16 protein-coding genes are annotated in these 16400 nt (G+C 34.9%); 4 read left to right on the forward strand and 12 right to left on the reverse strand.

Translation table 11 applies throughout. The features are described from left to right. Nucleotides 1-169: 169 nt before the first annotated feature. Nucleotides 170-3310, reverse strand: a complete 3141-nt coding sequence (locus tag EG359_RS17445) for a UvrD-helicase domain-containing protein (protein ID WP_076357387.1) — start codon at nt 3308-3310, stop codon at nt 170-172. A 193-nt stretch (nt 3311-3503) separates the two neighbouring features. Here EG359_RS17445 and EG359_RS17450 point away from each other — a divergent pair, with 193 nt between their 5' ends. The 3 genes from EG359_RS17450 to EG359_RS17460 all read left to right on the forward strand — a co-directional run bounded on the left by EG359_RS17450 (nt 3504) and on the right by EG359_RS17460 (nt 5970). Then, nucleotides 3504-4250, forward strand: coding sequence for a hypothetical protein (locus EG359_RS17450; protein WP_076357385.1), 747 nt, complete (start codon nt 3504-3506; stop codon nt 4248-4250). A gap of 54 nt (nt 4251-4304) precedes the next feature. Further along, on the forward strand, nt 4305-5117 hold the full coding sequence (locus tag EG359_RS17455) for a carboxypeptidase regulatory-like domain-containing protein (protein ID WP_228435139.1): 813 nt from the start codon (nt 4305-4307) through the stop codon (nt 5115-5117). A 118-nt stretch (nt 5118-5235) separates the two neighbouring features. After that, nucleotides 5236-5970, forward strand: coding sequence for an SIMPL domain-containing protein (locus EG359_RS17460; protein WP_076357383.1), 735 nt, complete (start codon nt 5236-5238; stop codon nt 5968-5970). A gap of 64 nt (nt 5971-6034) precedes the next feature. Here EG359_RS17460 and EG359_RS17465 read toward each other — a convergent pair whose 3' ends face one another. The 5 genes from EG359_RS17465 to EG359_RS17485 are packed head-to-tail and all read right to left on the reverse strand — an operon-like array spanning nt 6035 to nt 10938. After that, the gene (locus EG359_RS17465; RefSeq protein ID WP_076357381.1) at nt 6035-6547 is read right to left on the reverse strand and encodes a GNAT family N-acetyltransferase; all 513 of its coding nucleotides are present in this window, start codon (nt 6545-6547) and stop codon (nt 6035-6037) included. A 2-nt stretch (nt 6548-6549) separates the two neighbouring features. Beyond that, nucleotides 6550-6771, reverse strand: a complete 222-nt coding sequence (locus EG359_RS17470) for a PspC family transcriptional regulator (protein ID WP_034695702.1) — start codon at nt 6769-6771, stop codon at nt 6550-6552. A 1-nt stretch (nt 6772) separates the two neighbouring features. Further along, nucleotides 6773-8032, reverse strand: a complete 1260-nt coding sequence (locus tag EG359_RS17475) for a DUF2851 family protein (protein ID WP_076357379.1) — start codon at nt 8030-8032, stop codon at nt 6773-6775. Between the two features lie 27 nt (nt 8033-8059). Next, nucleotides 8060-9208 carry an N-acetyl-alpha-D-glucosaminyl L-malate synthase BshA gene (gene bshA, locus EG359_RS17480; protein ID WP_076357377.1) on the reverse strand — a complete coding sequence of 383 codons (1149 nt, stop codon included), beginning with the start codon at nt 9206-9208 and terminating at the stop codon, nt 8060-8062. Nucleotides 9209-9234: 26 nt separating this feature from the next. Continuing rightward, a complete protein-coding gene (locus EG359_RS17485; protein WP_076357375.1) occupies nt 9235-10938 on the reverse strand; it encodes a glycoside hydrolase family 3 protein in 1704 nt (567 codons plus the stop codon). A gap of 116 nt (nt 10939-11054) precedes the next feature. Here EG359_RS17485 and EG359_RS17490 point away from each other — a divergent pair, with 116 nt between their 5' ends. Further along, nucleotides 11055-11606 (forward strand): hypothetical protein, encoded by a 552-nt coding sequence (locus EG359_RS17490; protein WP_076357373.1) that lies wholly within the window; start codon nt 11055-11057, stop codon nt 11604-11606. Between the two features lie 332 nt (nt 11607-11938). Here EG359_RS17490 and ribA read toward each other — a convergent pair whose 3' ends face one another. Genes ribA through EG359_RS17520 form a run of 6 tightly spaced genes read right to left on the reverse strand, consistent with a single transcriptional unit; the run spans nt 11939 to nt 16290 of the window. Next, on the reverse strand, nt 11939-12535 hold the full coding sequence (gene ribA / locus EG359_RS17495) for a GTP cyclohydrolase II (protein WP_076357371.1): 597 nt from the start codon (nt 12533-12535) through the stop codon (nt 11939-11941). Between the two features lie 18 nt (nt 12536-12553). Continuing rightward, a complete protein-coding gene (locus EG359_RS17500) occupies nt 12554-13012 on the reverse strand; it encodes a hypothetical protein (protein ID WP_076357369.1) in 459 nt (152 codons plus the stop codon). Beyond that, nucleotides 13009-13623, reverse strand: a complete 615-nt coding sequence (locus tag EG359_RS17505; protein ID WP_076357367.1) for a DUF4254 domain-containing protein — start codon at nt 13621-13623, stop codon at nt 13009-13011. Before EG359_RS17505 ends, EG359_RS17500 begins: the two co-directional genes overlap by 4 nt. 15 nt (nt 13624-13638) lie before the next feature. After that, nucleotides 13639-13854, reverse strand: coding sequence for a twin-arginine translocase TatA/TatE family subunit (locus EG359_RS17510; protein WP_065393432.1), 216 nt, complete (start codon nt 13852-13854; stop codon nt 13639-13641). A gap of 31 nt (nt 13855-13885) precedes the next feature. Continuing rightward, nucleotides 13886-15448: a peptidoglycan DD-metalloendopeptidase family protein gene (locus EG359_RS17515; protein ID WP_076357365.1), complete on the reverse strand. Its 1563-nt coding sequence runs from the start codon at nt 15446-15448 to the stop codon at nt 13886-13888. Then, nucleotides 15445-16290, reverse strand: a complete 846-nt coding sequence (locus EG359_RS17520) for a DUF4292 domain-containing protein (protein ID WP_076357363.1) — start codon at nt 16288-16290, stop codon at nt 15445-15447. Before EG359_RS17520 ends, EG359_RS17515 begins: the two co-directional genes overlap by 4 nt. Between the last annotated feature and the right edge of the window lie 110 nt (nt 16291-16400).

The following is a 16400-nucleotide window of genomic DNA, read 5'->3' on the forward strand; positions in this document are numbered from 1 at the left end:
CTTATGACAAAAGAGATAAAATATATTTTCATGGTTACCTGAAATCTCTTTATCAGCCCCAATATATAACTGGGCTGATGTTATATAGAATAAAAATAAACAATCCTTTTTTATTTTAAGTATTTTTTACCTTAATTTTATACTATGTTTTAATAACATGGGTTGAAATTTATAGGTAAATGATTTGAGTTTTAAGAACTTTTTTACCCAGTCTTTCGAGAATGTTTTTATAACCTTGTACCTGAGCTACGTCTTTATCTTTACGTTCTCCGGTTTTAAAATCAACAATGATATAACCCTCTTCACTTTTTAATATACGGTCAGGTCTTGAAATATGACTTTCTCCATTTTCAGAGATCATGATATCTTTCTCATTGATAACCTCCCATTTTTCATCGAAAAATTCAGCATAGGTCTTCACAATATCTTCCAGAGTAACTTGAATTTCGTTCTTCTCCTCCAGAGTAATTAAGCCCTCCAACGCATAACCCTCCAAAACCTTATTGATATCCTTTTGGGTATTGATCTTTGATAAAAGCTCGTGAACGAAAAGCCCGATCCTCACTTTTTCATTCCTTACCTGATAGTTCTTGGATGGGGTAGCAATCTTTATGGAAGTACTGTTTTCATTTACATTCTTCAGATTTTGAATATTCTGTGTCTTAAAAGATGAACTTTTAGTCTTTGAATGCTTCTTCAGCATATCAGGATTTATTTCATACAGATCAAATTCATCAGCATTCTCTGTATTTTTTGTCTGAATAAATTCTAACAACTCAAGATTGTTGGATGTTTTGTTAGCTTTTTGAAGATAGAAGAATAGCTGTTCAACAGGTCTGGTAGTAGCTACATACTGCAAGCATAATCTGTCAATTAAATTCTTATAGGAATTTTTTTTGTTAAAACTTTGAATCTGTTCGTCATAAACCTCCAGATTTTTACTGAACTGATTAATGTTTACGGATTTTAAAGCAGAGCTTTCACTTGTCTCAAACCAATTGGTAAACTCACTATCCCTGTTTTTGTTCATCATAGGAATAAAAACAATAGGAAATTCCAGCCCCTTTGACTTGTGGATGGTCATGATCTGGATGGCATCAATGTTTTCCGAAGCCTGAATAGTGTAGGAAGAAGCTTCTTCATCCCAATACTTTAAAAATTCCTTTGTACTTGCCCCCGCGTTTTGGGTAAAGTTGAAAAGCATTTCCAAAAAGTTGAGTAAGAAATCCGTTTCCTTATTTTCTACAGAGAATTCATTGATATAATACTCTATAAAATTGTATAAATTAAATCTAGGAAAATTATCCTGCTTAAGCTGTAGCGAATATTTCTGCTGAATAAACTGAAGAATTTCCTCATGTCCCTCCACATCCAGAATTTCTTTCATATCAAGGGTAAAATCTGCCATATGAATTTTGCCCAGCGTATTCAGATGATACATCATCATGATAAGGCAGGGTTTATTCTTGGGATTGATTTCCCATCTTAAAAATTCAATAACAGCTTTCAGCGTATTGGAAAGTTCAAGAGTAAGGCCTTTGTCGGAAATTGTCTTGATATTGGTTTCCTCACCATGATAGTTAACCTTTAAGTTTCCTAGCTTTTGAGAGTAACTGAAAATATCAAAGTTTCCACGGCAAAGGATTGTAATATCAGAGAACTTGAAACCATTATCCAGGCATTCCTGAATATCTTTTTGCATCCTTTCAGAAGTATCATCATAAAACTCGTCGTTGGTAAGATTCTCAATGAGGTTAACCTTTACCCGTCCATCAATCTTTGACTTTGGTGTTTGCTCAGCATCTGTTCCAAAGATATTCTTATGCTCTTCTTCCAGATCTCTGGAATGATACTGATACAGTTCATTATTAAACTGTACAATATTTTTTGCGCTTCTCCAGTTATCCTTTAAAACAAGAAGATCAGCTTCCTTAGGAGAAAATTCCTTTTTGTTGATAATATCCAGCATCAGTTTGCTTTCTCCCCCTCGGAATCTGTAGATACTCTGCTTAGGGTCTCCCACCAAAGTAAATGAAGTATTTTCTGTAGAAACACTGTGATCCCTTAACGGAACAAAATTCTGCCACTGAAGCTCAGAAGTATCCTGAAATTCATCAAAGAAATAATGCTGAAACTGTGAGCCTACCTTTTCATAAATAAACGCTGAAGGTTCATTCTTCAGATTTTCATTGATCAGGATATTAAATTTGGATAACAGAACAAGATCATTTTCTTCCTCAATCTTTTTAAGCTCATCCTGAATATCCTTATTAACCTTTAAAGGAAGCAAAGCAGATAGAACCTTTTCTTTCTTCTGGGTTTCAATATATAAAAGAATAAGCTGCATCCTGTTCTCAATAAGCTGATCCAGAACCTCAAAAATTTCAGTTTCCTTGTGCTTTGATTTTGATGAAGCACCCTTTCTGTAATTGTTGACTACAGACTCTTCTAAAGTTGTCGGAAAAGGAAAACTTGCTCTTTTCTGTTGATAAAAATCAATGACCTTTGTAAAGAAACCTCCGATACCGTTTTTCCCTTGGGCAAAATCTTCAATCTCGATATTTCTGGATTTGAATAATTCAATGGAGGATGCAGCCAACTCTGCAGCTTGCTTCTTATTAAGAACAATCTCTTTACGAAGTGTATTCTTGATATCCTCATAATTGGCATCATCAAAACTATCATTATTTTTCAGATGTTCGTAATGAATATCCTTTACAAATTCCTTTGCAGAATCATACAGGTTTTTGTTAAGATTGATTCTTTCATTGTTCTCAAGACTATAATCCACATAATCCATGAAAGAATTGGAGATCGTTTCATTTTCCCCGATCTGATCTAACATTTTATCCACAGCCTCAATCAAAAACGGTTCAGCTTCAATTTCCAGATTAAAATTTTTGGCTAATCCAAGTTCATAGGAAAAGCTTCTTACCAATCTTGAATTAAAGCGGTCAATCGTTCCAATATTCAATGTAGAGTAGTTATGAAGAATATGGTCCAAAAGCCTTTTAGAGCGAAGATGAAGTTCATCAATTGTGATCTTCAGACCTTGTTCCTCAAAAGCTTTCTGCATGTTTTTAAGATCAGGATTTCCTGCATAATCACTGGCGGAGAAGTTTCCCAACCATGTCAAAATTCTTTCCTTCATCTCATTCGCTGCCTTATTGGTAAAGGTCAGGGCGAGAATATTCCTGATCGATTGCTGTTGATTAGGATAGCGGAGACAGATCATCAGAAGTCTCTGAACCAGGGCGTAAGTTTTCCCGGATCCTGCGGAAGCATTGATGACTGTATAAGAATTTTGCATTGTTAAAAGAGAATTGAGACTGCAAGTTAGCTAAAATTTAAAATAAACTTTAACAATTCAATGGAGCTATTTAACAGTTTCGACAGCAAAAATTAGCAAAGGCCTGAAAGAAAATATTAAAAGGCGTTAACTGTGGTTAAATTTATGGTAATATTTAAAAATAATTTTAGCTTTGCTTTATTAAAAACAATCCGTGAAATTTAAACTATTCTTTCTTTTAACCTTTATCTTTTTCATTCATACCCATGCCCAAAGCTATATCTTCGGAAAGATTATTTCTGAAGGAGGTTCAGATATGCAGGACGTTAATGTTATCAACATCAGAACAGATGAAATGGTCCTTTCAAATGGAGACGGACATTTTATGATCTCCGGTAGGACAGGTGATGAACTTCGCTTTATAAAGGCAGGCTATGAAAGGGTAATAAAAAAGATCTCCCAAGAAAATGTACAAACTCCAATGGAGGTTAGTCTTGTACGGCAGACCATTCAGATTCCTGAAGTGGAAGTGAAGCAAGGGCTTACCGGAAACTTAAAAATAGATTCAAGAAATTATAACAAGCCTAAAAAGGTTGAAAAACTAAGCAAGGAGATAGATTCTTATATTGCACAAAAGTCAGATCCAAGAATACTGGCAGCAAGACCTGGAGAATTTGTTCAACCGAAAGGTGAAGGATTTTCTATTGGAAAAGTTAAAAATAAATGGGATGACATTGATTTGATGAGCTATATCAAAGCAAGCTTAGGTGAAGAATATTTTACGAACCTTAAAATAGAAAAACCACTCATTGATCATTTTATTTCCTATGTTTTGGCTGGTGGTTTTGAAAGAAAAAAGATTTTGAAATACGGATTCTGTAGTGATGCTGATTTATATAGATTCCAGCGTTTTGTACTGACAAGAATTTCAACCTATCGTACACCAGAGGCTCAAAAGTAATCTGTGAAAGCCATAATTTTAAATAAAACAAAGCAGTTAATATCTGCATACTAATTGAAACATAAAGCCATAAATATTAAAAATGAAGATTGGAAAAAAGTTTTTCTTTTCATTGTTTTTCTATGCAGTAATGTTTTGTTTTCTCAGCAAACAGTAACGGGGAGGACTATTGATGATAATGGAGATAACCTAAGCGGAGTTATTGTTGTTAACATTTCCACGGATAAAAAAACACTTTCCAATTCACTAGGAATGTTCTCTATTGATGCCAACCCCAATGATGAATTAAGGTTTGTAAAGGAAGACTTCAAAAGAGTTTCCCGAAGAGTGCTTCAAAACGGAATTAATTCAGAATTGTTGATAACACTTTTTCAGATTCCCAAAGATGTTGGAGAAGTAAAAATTGTAAAGAAACTTTCCGGAGATCTGGAGCAGGATTCCAGAATTGTAGCAAAAGTGGATAAAGGTGAGCAGGTAAGAAATGCTGTTGGGCTTCCGCAACCTGTAGGTAAAATGAGGGAGACACCAGCAGAAGTGAAAAGCGTTCTTTTACCAATACTCTTGGGAAATCTCAATGTTCAGGGGGTTTATGATCTTGTGAGCGGTAAAGCAAGAAAGCAGAAAAGACAATACAGGTACGATGATTTGCAGGAACATATTATGTGGGTTAGGAAAAGAGTAGAGGATGAATATTTTACCAACGCAGGAATTCCGGTAGACAGAATTTCAGAATTTATAGAATTTTCATTTGCTGTAAAACCTCAGGTTCGTACCTATGTAAAAGCAAGAAATTTATCCGGTGTCATGCTGCGAATGGAGGAAACAATCCCACTTTTTATAGAAAGACTAAAGAACAGCCATCAATAAACTTTAAATTTTTCACATCAATAATTTCCAGTTTCTCATTTATGTTAAAAAATCTTAAAATAGTGGAATGGAAATTGATGTAATATTCTCATAACCAAAAACAAATTCACAAATTATTATGAATAAAAACATTATTGCCGTGGCTGTGGGAGCCTTAGGCTTTGTGCTTGGTCTGGGCCTATTGGGCAATTCTATTAAGAACAGAAATAAATCTGAAAATACGATTTCTGTTACGGGCTTAGGTACAAAACAATTTACCTCCGACCTGATCACTTGGTCCGGTAGTTTTTCCAAAAATAATATCGACTTAAAATCAGCTTACGATGAGTTGGCATTAGACAGAAAGGTAATCAATGATTATCTGCTTTCCAAAGGGATAAAGCAGAGTGAAATTGTATTTTCATCCGTAGATATCCAAAAGCAGTTCAGAAGCTATAACGATGCCAATGGGAATTATGTACAGGGCGAATTCTCAGGTTACAATCTTACTCAAAAGGTTTCCATTGAAAGTAAAGAGGTAGCTAAAATTGAAAATCTATCCAGAAATATTACAGAAATTATTAACAGAGGAATTGAGTTTACATCTTCTTCACCTGCTTATTTTTATACTAAACTGGCTACTGTAAAGCAGGAAATGATTGCAAGCGCGACAAAGGATGCTAAAGAAAGAGCAGAGAAAATTGCAGAAAATTCAGGAAGCAGCCTTGGGAATCTTAAAAAAGCAACGATGGGGGTTATCCAGATCACAGAACCAAATTCAAATGAAGATTATTCGTATGGTGGAACATTTAATACTTCCTCCAAAGAAAAAGAAGCAAATATTACGATAAAGCTTGAGTATGAAGTAAACTAATGAAAGCAGAAATTTTTATTTACGATAAAAAAAATAACGCCGGATACTTTCCGGCGTTTTATATTTAAGGATAAACAATATCACAAATTTCTTTTTTAAGCTCCTCTACATTATCAGGAGAATAATTGGCAAGTAACCATAAATTTAGGGATTGTTTTCCCTCGCCATAACTTGGCTGTACATGGGTGGTATCAATCAGACTAAAGCTATTTCTCTGGTAAAAAGAATAACGTCTTTTAGCATCTTCATTCAAATCCTCAGGCTCAATTTCCAGGATAATTCTAGGATAGTTTTCCAGTAAGTGTCCTATGATATGAGATCCTAGTTTTTTACTTCTGAAAGCCTCAAACACTTCAAAATGTTCCACAAAAACAAAGGAGCTTAATTCCCATAAGATGAGGTATCCAATAGGTTCAGATTCATGTACTACGGACATGAATTTTACTTTCGGATTTGAAAATAAATCTAAAAACTGTTCCTTATCTCTTTGTTCGTCCACAGGAAACGTGCTGATATAAGAAGAATAGATTTCCTGAACTCTATAATCCTCAGCAGAAGTAATCGGTAAAAATTCCATAATTATAAATCAAAGACGCTTGGTCTTCTTGTGATAAAAATATCTTTAATCCACAAAGTGAATGCCAAACCCAAATAAATCAGAAAGAAAAAACCGGCTGTGGCAAAAGTAGAGTAGATGAAGAAAATCCTTAATTTGGATACAGGAATTCCCAGCTTAGCACCTGTTCTCGTAAGAACACCAAACCATTCTCTTTCCATTTTATGACGGATATTACTCAGCATTTCAAGATTCTTTTAAAAGTTTAAATCCAATACTGCAAGTTAAGCAATTTTTTTCGTCACATGAATTTTTATGGTGGTAAATCAGGCTCTGGCTCTCCATGGCATTGGTGATAGGTACCCCGAGATTTTTCCATCCTTGGATGATCGAATTCTTTTCAGGAGAAATATTTCTGTAGAATGTTATGATCTTATCGGCGATTTCTTCACTGTAATATTTGTGATAGGTATACTTTAAAGGAAGAATTGAGTTTAAAATAAGAAGATCAATAAAATCCTTACTTAAAGTCTTAGGCTGAACTTTTGAAATAACACCAAAATTAAAATGGCAATCCCAATACTCGGAAGCTTTTACTGACTTAAAAATATCATACAGTTCATCCACACTTTCAGCATCCATTATCTTTGAAAATAAATTCTGTTGTTGATAAAGATTTGCAAGTTGGGACAAACGGACTGTAGGGAAATTAGGTGGGCGTAATCTTAAAAACTTAGGTCTGAATTTTAAATCTGAGATATTGAACTTTGCCCGAATAAACTCGAATTCCCGCTTCCAGATCTTCGTTTGTCCGTCTTCAGGATGATCCAGCCAACCGGAAATTCCAAATAATAAGGCTTCAAGCTGTAATGTATTTTGGCGGATTTTATTAATAATGCTATAGTCAATACTTTCTGCAATCTGTCGAAAGATATGGGAATTTACTTTTAATCCGAAAGAATAAGCAAGACTATGAAATAAAACGGCCTCAAAATTATTTTTATATAGGATTAAACTTTCCTCGAGTTCCAACGATTTTTCTTCTAGTTTTTTCAAAATATTCCCCTCATGAAAATTAACAGGAACTTTTTCTTTGCTGAAAATATTCTCACAGGCAATAAACTGTTTACCATTGATGAGGCTGTCATACTTTCCAAGAATATTCTCATCGATATAGTTCTTCAGTTCCAGGGTAGGAACTTTTTTCTCGATAAGTACATTAATATCTGTATCATGTTGAAAAACGACATGAAGAATGATGTTTTGATAATTGGGGTCTTGAGAGTGATTATGGAAAATCCAGTCGGAAGTACGAACGTGCAGTTCTATATTTCCGACCAGAACCAAGCCGTTAATTTTAATTTTAGCATTCAGAAAATCAGGACCTGCATCCTTATTCCATGTTCCGAATTGTATAATTTCAACGGAATTCCCTTCAATATCCTTGAAGTCAAAATATTTGAAAATCTTATAGTTCCAAAGATATTGAAGTAGTTTTTCCGTCATAAGTGTGACGTAAATATAATAGAAATATTATACTTTCGTCAGCTCATTCTTAAAATTTTCTATGGTTGTTCTATACATTTTCTCATAGATAGGAAGAATGTTTTTCAAATCGAATTTTATCGCCTGATCTTTCGCATTTTGCTTCATTTTGGCTAAAAGTTCTTCATTGCTCAAAAGTTTGATCGTGTAGTTACTCATGGCTTCCACATTTCCAATCTCTGCAAGATATCCTGTTTCTCCCTGAATATTTACCTCAGGAATTCCACCCGCATTTGAGCTGATTACCGGTGTATAAGCTGCCATGGCTTCCAAGGCTGCCAGACCGAAGCTTTCCTGTTCCGATGGAAGAAGGAATACATCTGAAAGTTGCAAGATCTTATAAAGATCATTCACCTTACCTAAAAGACGGATTTTTGAGATAAGATCCGGGTTTTCTTCAAGGAATTGGTTTACTTTTTCCATATCCGGGCCTTCACCGATGATGATAAGCTTAGATTTCACCTTTTTTTCTACATTCTTAAAGATCTGCAATACTTCCTCCACACGTTTTACAGGACGAAGGTTAGATACATGGATTAATATTTTCTCATCCGGATTCGCAAACTGTGTTCGTTGACATTCAGAACAGTCATCAAATTCAGAATTATCAATAAAGTTGGTAATCACCTGGATTTCCTTTTTAATATTAAAAAACTGAAGGGTATCTTTTTTCAGACTTTCAGAAACGGAAGTAATGGCATCAGATTGATTGATAGAAAATTCTACTGCGTGTTTATAGCTTGGATGTTGCCCTACAAGCGTAATATCTGTACCATGTAACGTGGTAACCAAAGGAATGTCATTATTGTCTTCTTGTAGCATTTGCTTGGCTGTAAAGGCCGCATATGCATAAGGAATGGCATAATGTGCGTGAAGCAGATCCAGTTTATAAAGATTAACAACCCTGTAGATCATTGAACTTAGCGCAATATCATATGGCTGATACTGGAAAAGCGGGTAAGTTTGAACATTTACCCTGTGAAAGAAAATATTGGGGTTGGTAATGTCTAATCTTGCAGGAAGGGCAGAACTTATGAAGTGTACTTCATATCCTTTGTTAGCAAGGGACATTCCCAGTTCTGTTGCTACAATTCCGCTTCCACCATAGGTAGGATAGCAAAGTATGCCTATTTTCATTAGATTATTGTTGTTTTGATGTTGTATTATTTGGTATTCATGGAAGAAGTAGCATTTAGGTCTATACCCATTCCTGCTTTTAACTGGTCATTAACCAATACAGGAAGCTTCCCCCAGATTTTTGTTTTTCCGTTTAAGGCATCAGCTGTAGCATTCATGGAATCATCATTGTTTTCATAAGAAACAAGAACTGTTGAAACCTTGGAGATATCAATATCTTTTAGAGCATAAGCGCTTCCGAAGACATTAAGAATTACATTTTGATTTTTAGTTAGATCAGAAAGAACTTTCTTAGATTCGGCTGATACTTTATAAGGCTTGTAAGCTGTAGAATTATCTTTGTGGAAACCTACAATTACTGTAGAGCCTGCTGGGATAGTACTAATTTCGCTAGCTTTTTTAATCATAACATTTGAACCTAGTCTGTTGGCAAAAGTTTGATATGGGGCTTCTTCCAAAGGAACATAGTAAATCTGTTTTCCAGAAATAGGAAGAAGTTTTTTATCATCCTTTATTAAAGTTAGTGCATTGGCATAAAGATTCTGTACCAATGTTTTATGAGAATCATTATTCAGATCGGCATTGATGTTCTCAGTATTTTTTGGTGTGTATTGAGTAAGTCCAAGGAAATATTTTGTTAATAAAATTTTCTTTACACTTTCCTCTACCCTGGATTGAGAAATTTCTTTGGTATCTATTGCTTTCTGAATTAGTTTTTTCCCTTCAGAAACACCTTGTGAAAAAAGCATAATATCATTTCCGGCTTTAAATGCAAGGGCATCTAATTCTCCCGGCTTATATTTGTTCGCTACAGCTCCCATATTTAAAGCATCAGTAATGATTAAGCCTTTATAACCCAGCTTATCTTTCAATAATCCGGTAATGATATTTTTAGAAACAGAAGCAGGGATGCCTTTTCCGGATTCTAAACTCGGAACATATAAGTGGGCAACCATTACGCCACCAATTCCTTTATCCATTAAAGCTTTGAAAGGGGCCAATTCTATTGAATTAAGTCGGTCCAGATTATGAGAAACCACCGGAAGATCAAGATGCGAGTCTGTACTGGTGTCACCATGACCCGGGAAATGCTTGATGGCTGCTAATATATTATTGTCCTGAAGACCATTAGAGTAGGATAGGGCAGAGTTTATTACATTGCTCACCTCAGACCCGAAACTCCTGTTACCGATAATAGGGTTATTAGGATTTGTATTTACATCCACTACCGGAGCAAAGTCCCAGTTAATACCCATTCTGTGGCAATCCTCAGCTATTTTAGCAGACATTTGATAAACCAGGTTTTTATCCTGAATGGCTCCCAATGTCATAGCCCAAGGAAACTTATGAGCCGTTGCAATTCTCTGGAATATTCCCCATTCAGCATCCATACCTATCATTAATGGAACCTTAGATTTCTGTTGAAATTCGTTGACCAGATTAATTTCCCTTGCTGCATCGTCCTGCATTAAGATCAGACCTCCAATTTTATCATTTACAACAATGTTTCTAACCTGGTTAATATAGTCTTCTCCTTTATTGGTATAAAGTGCAACAATAAAAAGCTGTCCTAATTTTTCATCCTGAGAAAGATTTTTGTATGTTTTATCCACCCATTGCTGAGCTTTTTTCAGATCTTCTTTGGATGCATTTTTAGGCTGATACTGGGCATTAGCCTTAGGACTTATTAATGCAACAATAAAGAGTGAAGTATATAATAATTTCTTCATGACTTTTTGAATAAGAACAAAAATACAATTAAAAAAATTGACGAAAACAAAGTTTTTGAAATTTTTGGTATATGATTTGAATAAGCAATATAAATAATAACTAAACATTTATAAAAATGAAAAAAATTCTTCCACTTATATTACTTGCTGGTGTTGGTTTTCTATCTTATAGTTGCGATAATAGTAGCAACGATCCGGTAGTAGTGCCTAATCCAGTAGATCACGATACATTCCCTATCATGATGGATGCGCCTGGATCATTTACAGCAGCAAACAATTATGCATTAACAGCAGATATTAATATTGAAACTACTGATGTTGTTTTAGTATATAGAAGAGCAGGAAATGCATGGCAGCAAATACCAAAAACAGTATATGTAGACCCCGCAACTTCTCCTTCACCAAGAAGATTTGAATATAATTTTGTTTTCAGTAATAAAGAAGTTCAAGTAAGAATTGAAAACCAAAATTTTATTTTATCAACTTTAAATACGGACCAAGCTAATGATTTCTTAAATAATCAAACTTTTAGAATTGTTTTGGTTCCTGCTGATCCTCAAAAAAATAAATCAGCAAAAATTGCTAATGTTGACTTAAGTGATTACAATGCGGTGGTAAATTATTATAACCTTGATGCATCTAAGATCAAAACAATTAGCACACACTAATTAAGAAAATATCTTTTCAGTTTTTTATAATTAAAAAAGTCCCGGGAGAAATCTTCCGGGGCTTTTGATTTTTATGAATAATAGTTTATAGATGATGAGGAAATCTGAACTATTTATTTTTCTGTCTCCGTAAGGTCTAAATAAAGCTGTCCTTGCACTTTCTGATGAAATTAAGATTACTAGTTGTCCAATAAGAAAGAAGCTTTAAAAGATCCATTTAATGATGAAAAAAATTATAAATTGAAATGTATTCACTTTTATAGATGGCTATGTGATTTCAAAAGTTCATTCCAATAAAAAAAGCTTCAGAATTTCTGAAGCTTTTATTTTATCTAGTTATCATTGTCATCAAGAAGATGGCCAAAGAAATCTTTTTTTGTTTGCAGATAGCCTTTGCTTATTTCATTGGCTGGTATCTGTAGTGGTATTCTTGCGTTAAGATGAATATTGCTGTCTACCACATATTTTACCTTTTCAGGATTGTTGGTAAGCAGATTGATATCTTTTACATCCAGTAGATTCAGAATCTCAATTGCTACTCCAAAGTTTCTGTCATCAGCAGGTAAACCCAATTCAAGATTGGCTTGTACCGTATCAAGACCTTTTTCCTGGAGTGAATAGGCCTTAAGCTTATTGATGATACCAATATTTCTACCTTCCTGACGGAGATAAACAATAATTCCTCCATTTTCGTGGGTATATTTCATTGCAGCATCCAATTGTTGGCCGCATTCGCATTTTTTTGAATGGAAAACTTCTCCGGTAATACATTCCGAATGAAAACGAACATTTACAGGTTTAGAGAAATCTGTATTTTCTGCAACGATGGCCATATGAGGCATCCAGTCGTTTTCATTTTCAGAGAAAGCAATCATTCGGAAACTGCCGTGCTCTGTAGGAACATTGGCTTCCGCCTGAATTTTAATCATTGATAGTTCAATTAGTTTTTAACTTCCTGGTAAAGCATCTTCAATAACAGAAATATTAGTTTTTAATCGAACCAAGTATCTGTTGAGAACTTCGTCATCATCTTTTTCAAGACTTTGTCTTTGCTTTTGAATTTTTTTGTATGATTTTTCGAAGCTTTTAAGTGCCCTGCTCTTACCTGTAGAATTATTGGCATCAATAGCATATAAATAATTCTGAAGACTGTACTTCAAGCTTGTTATCTCATCATTCAATCCATTGTTCTTAAACTTAGGGAAAGTTGAGATTATATTTGAAATTTCAGAAGCATTTACATTTTCCTTGATATTGATATTAAAGCTCTTTTTTGAGCCTCTATCAGAATCAGAGCCTTTTGTGTCACTATAAAAGTTATTTGACAGCGGAGAAAGGTTAAGCTTTTCCGTTGCGCAGGAAGATGTTAATATTATTAGTACTCCAAAAAAAACTAGTCTTTTCATTTTTGTTGCCCTTTTTGATAAAGGATTGGGTTAAGACTTTCATCGTTATACATTTTCATTTGTTTGTATACTTTCATCTTAACGTTACCGTTTTCAATATCAGCAAGCAACTGATTTATAGAAGTTGTTAGGTCTTCTTTCTGAGTAAGCAGTACGTCCAGTTTTGCCTGGCAGTTATTTCTGTGTTCTTCAGAAGCAGATTCCCTATTGGCTTCTAATGACATGTGATAAACCTTTAATGCAAGAATTGATAATCTATCCACTGCCCAAGCGGGAGTTTCTGTATTTATCTTTGCGTCAGGTTTAGGAGTTATATTTTCAAACTTAGTAAGGAACCAACTGTCAATATATTCTACCAAATCAGTTCTTTTCTGATTGGAGGCGTCTATTGTTCTCTTCAGTTGAAGAGCTTCAGCCGGATCGATATTTTCATCTCTAATTATATCTTCCAAATGCCATTGAACGGTATCAATCCAGTTCTTTGCATACAAAATTCGTTCCAAACTATCTTTTTCGAACGGGTTATTAATTAGAGTGTTAACATCATCAGACACGTGATAGTCTTCAATACATTGATTGAAGACTGTCCATGCAGTTTCAGTGAATTTCATGAATTCTAAGGAATTTTAGTTGCTGGAAGAATTGTTGTTTGTTGTAGAAGACGATTTATTTTCAGAACCTGGTTTGTCTTCTTCTTTTACCGCATCTTTAAATTCTTTGATTCCTGAACCAACTCCTCTCATTAGTTCCGGAATTTTCTTTCCTCCGAAAAGTAGTACTAAAAGTATCGCTACGATTAGGATATGTTGCCAAGATAAGGCAAGTATTGTTAGTGTATTCATCTCTTAAAATTTTTACAAAGTTACACTTTTTTTAATATGCAATCCAACCTAGTGGATCAACTGGTGTACTTCCGTTCCATACTTGGAAATCAAGGGTATAGGCCCCGTCGAAATCTTGTGCTACGGTTCCTACTGGAGTGCCGGAAGAGACCTGTTGTCCTTTAGAAACACTCACACTTCCCAGATTGGAATAAATTGTAAAGTAGCTTCCATGTTTAATGATGACTGTTTTTGTGCCGTCGTTATTGGCTAATACAGAAGAAACTGATCCTGGATACACAGATTTTGCACGTGTACCTGATGGTACAGAAATTTTTATCCCGTTATTTTCTTCGGTAATATTTTTGAAAACCGGGTGTGGCTGTCTTCCAAAACGGTGAGTGATCTGCCCGGCTCTGTCTGTAGGATAACCTAATCTTCCTCTGTTTTCTGCAAAGCTATTTCCAGATGATGTAGAAACGCCATAATTGGTCATGGCTTTAGTTTCTGCAGCTTTTTTATCTTCTTCTTTTCTCTTGGTAAGGGCTGCTTCTGCTGCTCTTGCCGCCGTTAGTTTATCAGCTGCTTCTCTGGCTTTTACTGCCGCTTCATCAGATGCTTTTTTAGCAGCTAGTTTTCTGGCTTCGTCTTTTGCACTGGCTTCTGCTCGTGCAGCTTCTTCATTACGTTTTCTTTCTTCTTCAGCTCTTCTTGCTGCAAGTTCAGCAGCTTTTTTAGCTTCCGCTTCCGCTATTTTTCTTTCTCTTTCAAGTGCCTCAGCTCTTGCTTTAGCTTCCGCTTCAATTCTTGCTTTTTCTCTTTCTGCTGCTATTTTAGCTAGACGTATTTTTTCCGCTTCTGCCTTTCTTCTTGCTTCTTCTTCAGCCTTTGCTATTCTGATTTCCTCAGCAATAATAGCTCTGATCTGGCCTTCAAGAGCTTTAGACTGAACCTGCTTTTGTTTAAGTTCAGCAGTAAGCTTAGATTCATTCTTTTTAAAATCAGCTACCAGTTGTTCTTTCTGTGCTCTCTCTGTATTGATTGTCGCTAAGTCTTTCTGTTGGTTTATCAAAAGGTTTTCTTTCTCCTTTACAGAATTTTGTTTCTGTGTAATGGATTTTTTGATTTGATTGGCAGCATCAGAAATTTCTGCCGCTTTTTTATCTTGATAATCAGAATATTGCTTTAAATATTGTACTCTTCGAATAGCTTCTCCCAAATTTTTAGACGAAAGAATGAAGGTTACTTTATTTTGTACCCCTTTGTTTTTGTAGGCATTTACCAGAACCTCGGCGTAATTCTTTCTAAGCACAGCCAATTCTTTATTCTGACGGTTGATTTCAAGCTGGCGCAAATAGATATCATCCTCAATAAATCTCTTTTCTTTTTGAGTGTTATTGTAGACTTTTTCTCTTAAGACTAGCTTTTGATTAACGTTGGTAAGATAGGCAATGGAAAGTTTAGATTCGCTTCTGGTTTTAGCTAAATCTGTATTTATTTGGGCAATTTGTTTTTTAAGTTCGGCATTCTGCTTCTGCAGCTGTTCTTTGTTCTGCTGTCCTTGGTGCAGTCCAAACATAAGAACACCTATTAAAAAGCTAAATTTTTTAATCATTTAATCTCAATTTTCTTATAACTGGATGGTACAGAATAGGGTGTTTCCATCCTCGAAAAGTCAAATTTCGTGTTTTCCAGTAAAATCTGACTAGATTTTGAGCCTTTTATAATTATTTTAACATTTTGGGGAAGGCGTATTCCGTTGTATTCATTCCAATCACTGTAAGATATTTCCAGTTCATCCGGCGATAAAACATCCTTTAGATTGACACTTAAAAGATCATAGTTGGTGTCATACTGAAGAGCAATTTTATACTCTCTTGTTTTTTCATCGGTTACAATTTTCTGGTTCACATTGGAAACCATTTTATAACCCTGCGCGTTCTGAGTTAGGGTAAATTGGGAATCGCTGATCTTTACAAAAGTTCTTCCCAATAGAATTTTTTCCAGTGATTTATAGTCAATAAAGTTGACATTCAGTAGGTTGTTAAGATAGTCAAAATCAGAATCTATATAGGTTTTACTGGTTTTATCCTGTCCCTTTATTCCATCTGGTGTTGCAATTCCTCTTGCTACATTAAGAAATAGAGCCCTTAGATTCATCCAGACCTTTTTATCATTTTCAATGTAGATGGTAGCATCGAGTGTTGGAACGAAGCTGCCTGTTTCTACACGGACTTTGCTGTCGATTTTTATTTGCTCAAACTTTGGCGGGATCAATACATGTTCGTAAAAGGTAAGTTTATCTCTCACCGGTTGGTTTACGTCTTTTGGATTTTTGTTGTCCTCTGCGGTTGTAATACTATCCTTTGTGCTGCCCGTATCATTTTTAATAGCATTACGGGTTTTACAGGATGATAAGGCAAGAAGCAATAAAAGGAGTGGGATCCAATTTTTCATGTATTTATCTTTTTCAATTAAAAGTACGGAGCAATATTAACGCCAAACCACACAAAACGTTTTGTGTGGTTTGATTATATCTTGTTTAAGTTAAATAATTTCTGACTTTG

It is taken from the genome of Chryseobacterium joostei, from assembly GCF_003815775.1.
In the GTDB taxonomy this organism is placed as follows: domain Bacteria; phylum Bacteroidota; class Bacteroidia; order Flavobacteriales; family Weeksellaceae; genus Chryseobacterium; species Chryseobacterium joostei.

Bases quoted from the DNA above. Each gene is read 5' to 3' on its own strand.
- EG359_RS17460 (WP_076357383.1), top strand. From the start codon at position 5,236: ATGAATAAAAACATTATTGCCGTGGCTGTGGGAGCCTTAGGCTTTGTG.
- EG359_RS17520 (WP_076357363.1), bottom strand. From the start codon at position 16,290: ATGAAAAATTGGATCCCACTCCTTTTATTGCTTCTTGCCTTATCATCC.
- EG359_RS17500 (WP_076357369.1), bottom strand. From the start codon at position 13,012: ATGAAAAGACTAGTTTTTTTTGGAGTACTAATAATATTAACATCTTCC.
- EG359_RS17510 (WP_065393432.1), bottom strand. From the start codon at position 13,854: ATGAATACACTAACAATACTTGCCTTATCTTGGCAACATATCCTAATC.
- EG359_RS17465 (WP_076357381.1), bottom strand. From the start codon at position 6,547: ATGGAATTTTTACCGATTACTTCTGCTGAGGATTATAGAGTTCAGGAA.
- ribA (WP_076357371.1), bottom strand. From the start codon at position 12,535: ATGATTAAAATTCAGGCGGAAGCCAATGTTCCTACAGAGCACGGCAGT.
- EG359_RS17485 (WP_076357375.1), bottom strand. From the start codon at position 10,938: ATGAAGAAATTATTATATACTTCACTCTTTATTGTTGCATTAATAAGT.
- EG359_RS17490 (WP_076357373.1), top strand. From the start codon at position 11,055: ATGAAAAAAATTCTTCCACTTATATTACTTGCTGGTGTTGGTTTTCTA.
- EG359_RS17445 (WP_076357387.1), bottom strand. From the start codon at position 3,310: ATGCAAAATTCTTATACAGTCATCAATGCTTCCGCAGGATCCGGGAAA.
- EG359_RS17515 (WP_076357365.1), bottom strand. From the start codon at position 15,448: ATGATTAAAAAATTTAGCTTTTTAATAGGTGTTCTTATGTTTGGACTG.
- bshA (WP_076357377.1), bottom strand. From the start codon at position 9,208: ATGAAAATAGGCATACTTTGCTATCCTACCTATGGTGGAAGCGGAATT.
- EG359_RS17470 (WP_034695702.1), bottom strand. From the start codon at position 6,771: ATGCTGAGTAATATCCGTCATAAAATGGAAAGAGAATGGTTTGGTGTT.
- EG359_RS17475 (WP_076357379.1), bottom strand. From the start codon at position 8,032: ATGACGGAAAAACTACTTCAATATCTTTGGAACTATAAGATTTTCAAA.
- EG359_RS17505 (WP_076357367.1), bottom strand. From the start codon at position 13,623: ATGAAATTCACTGAAACTGCATGGACAGTCTTCAATCAATGTATTGAA.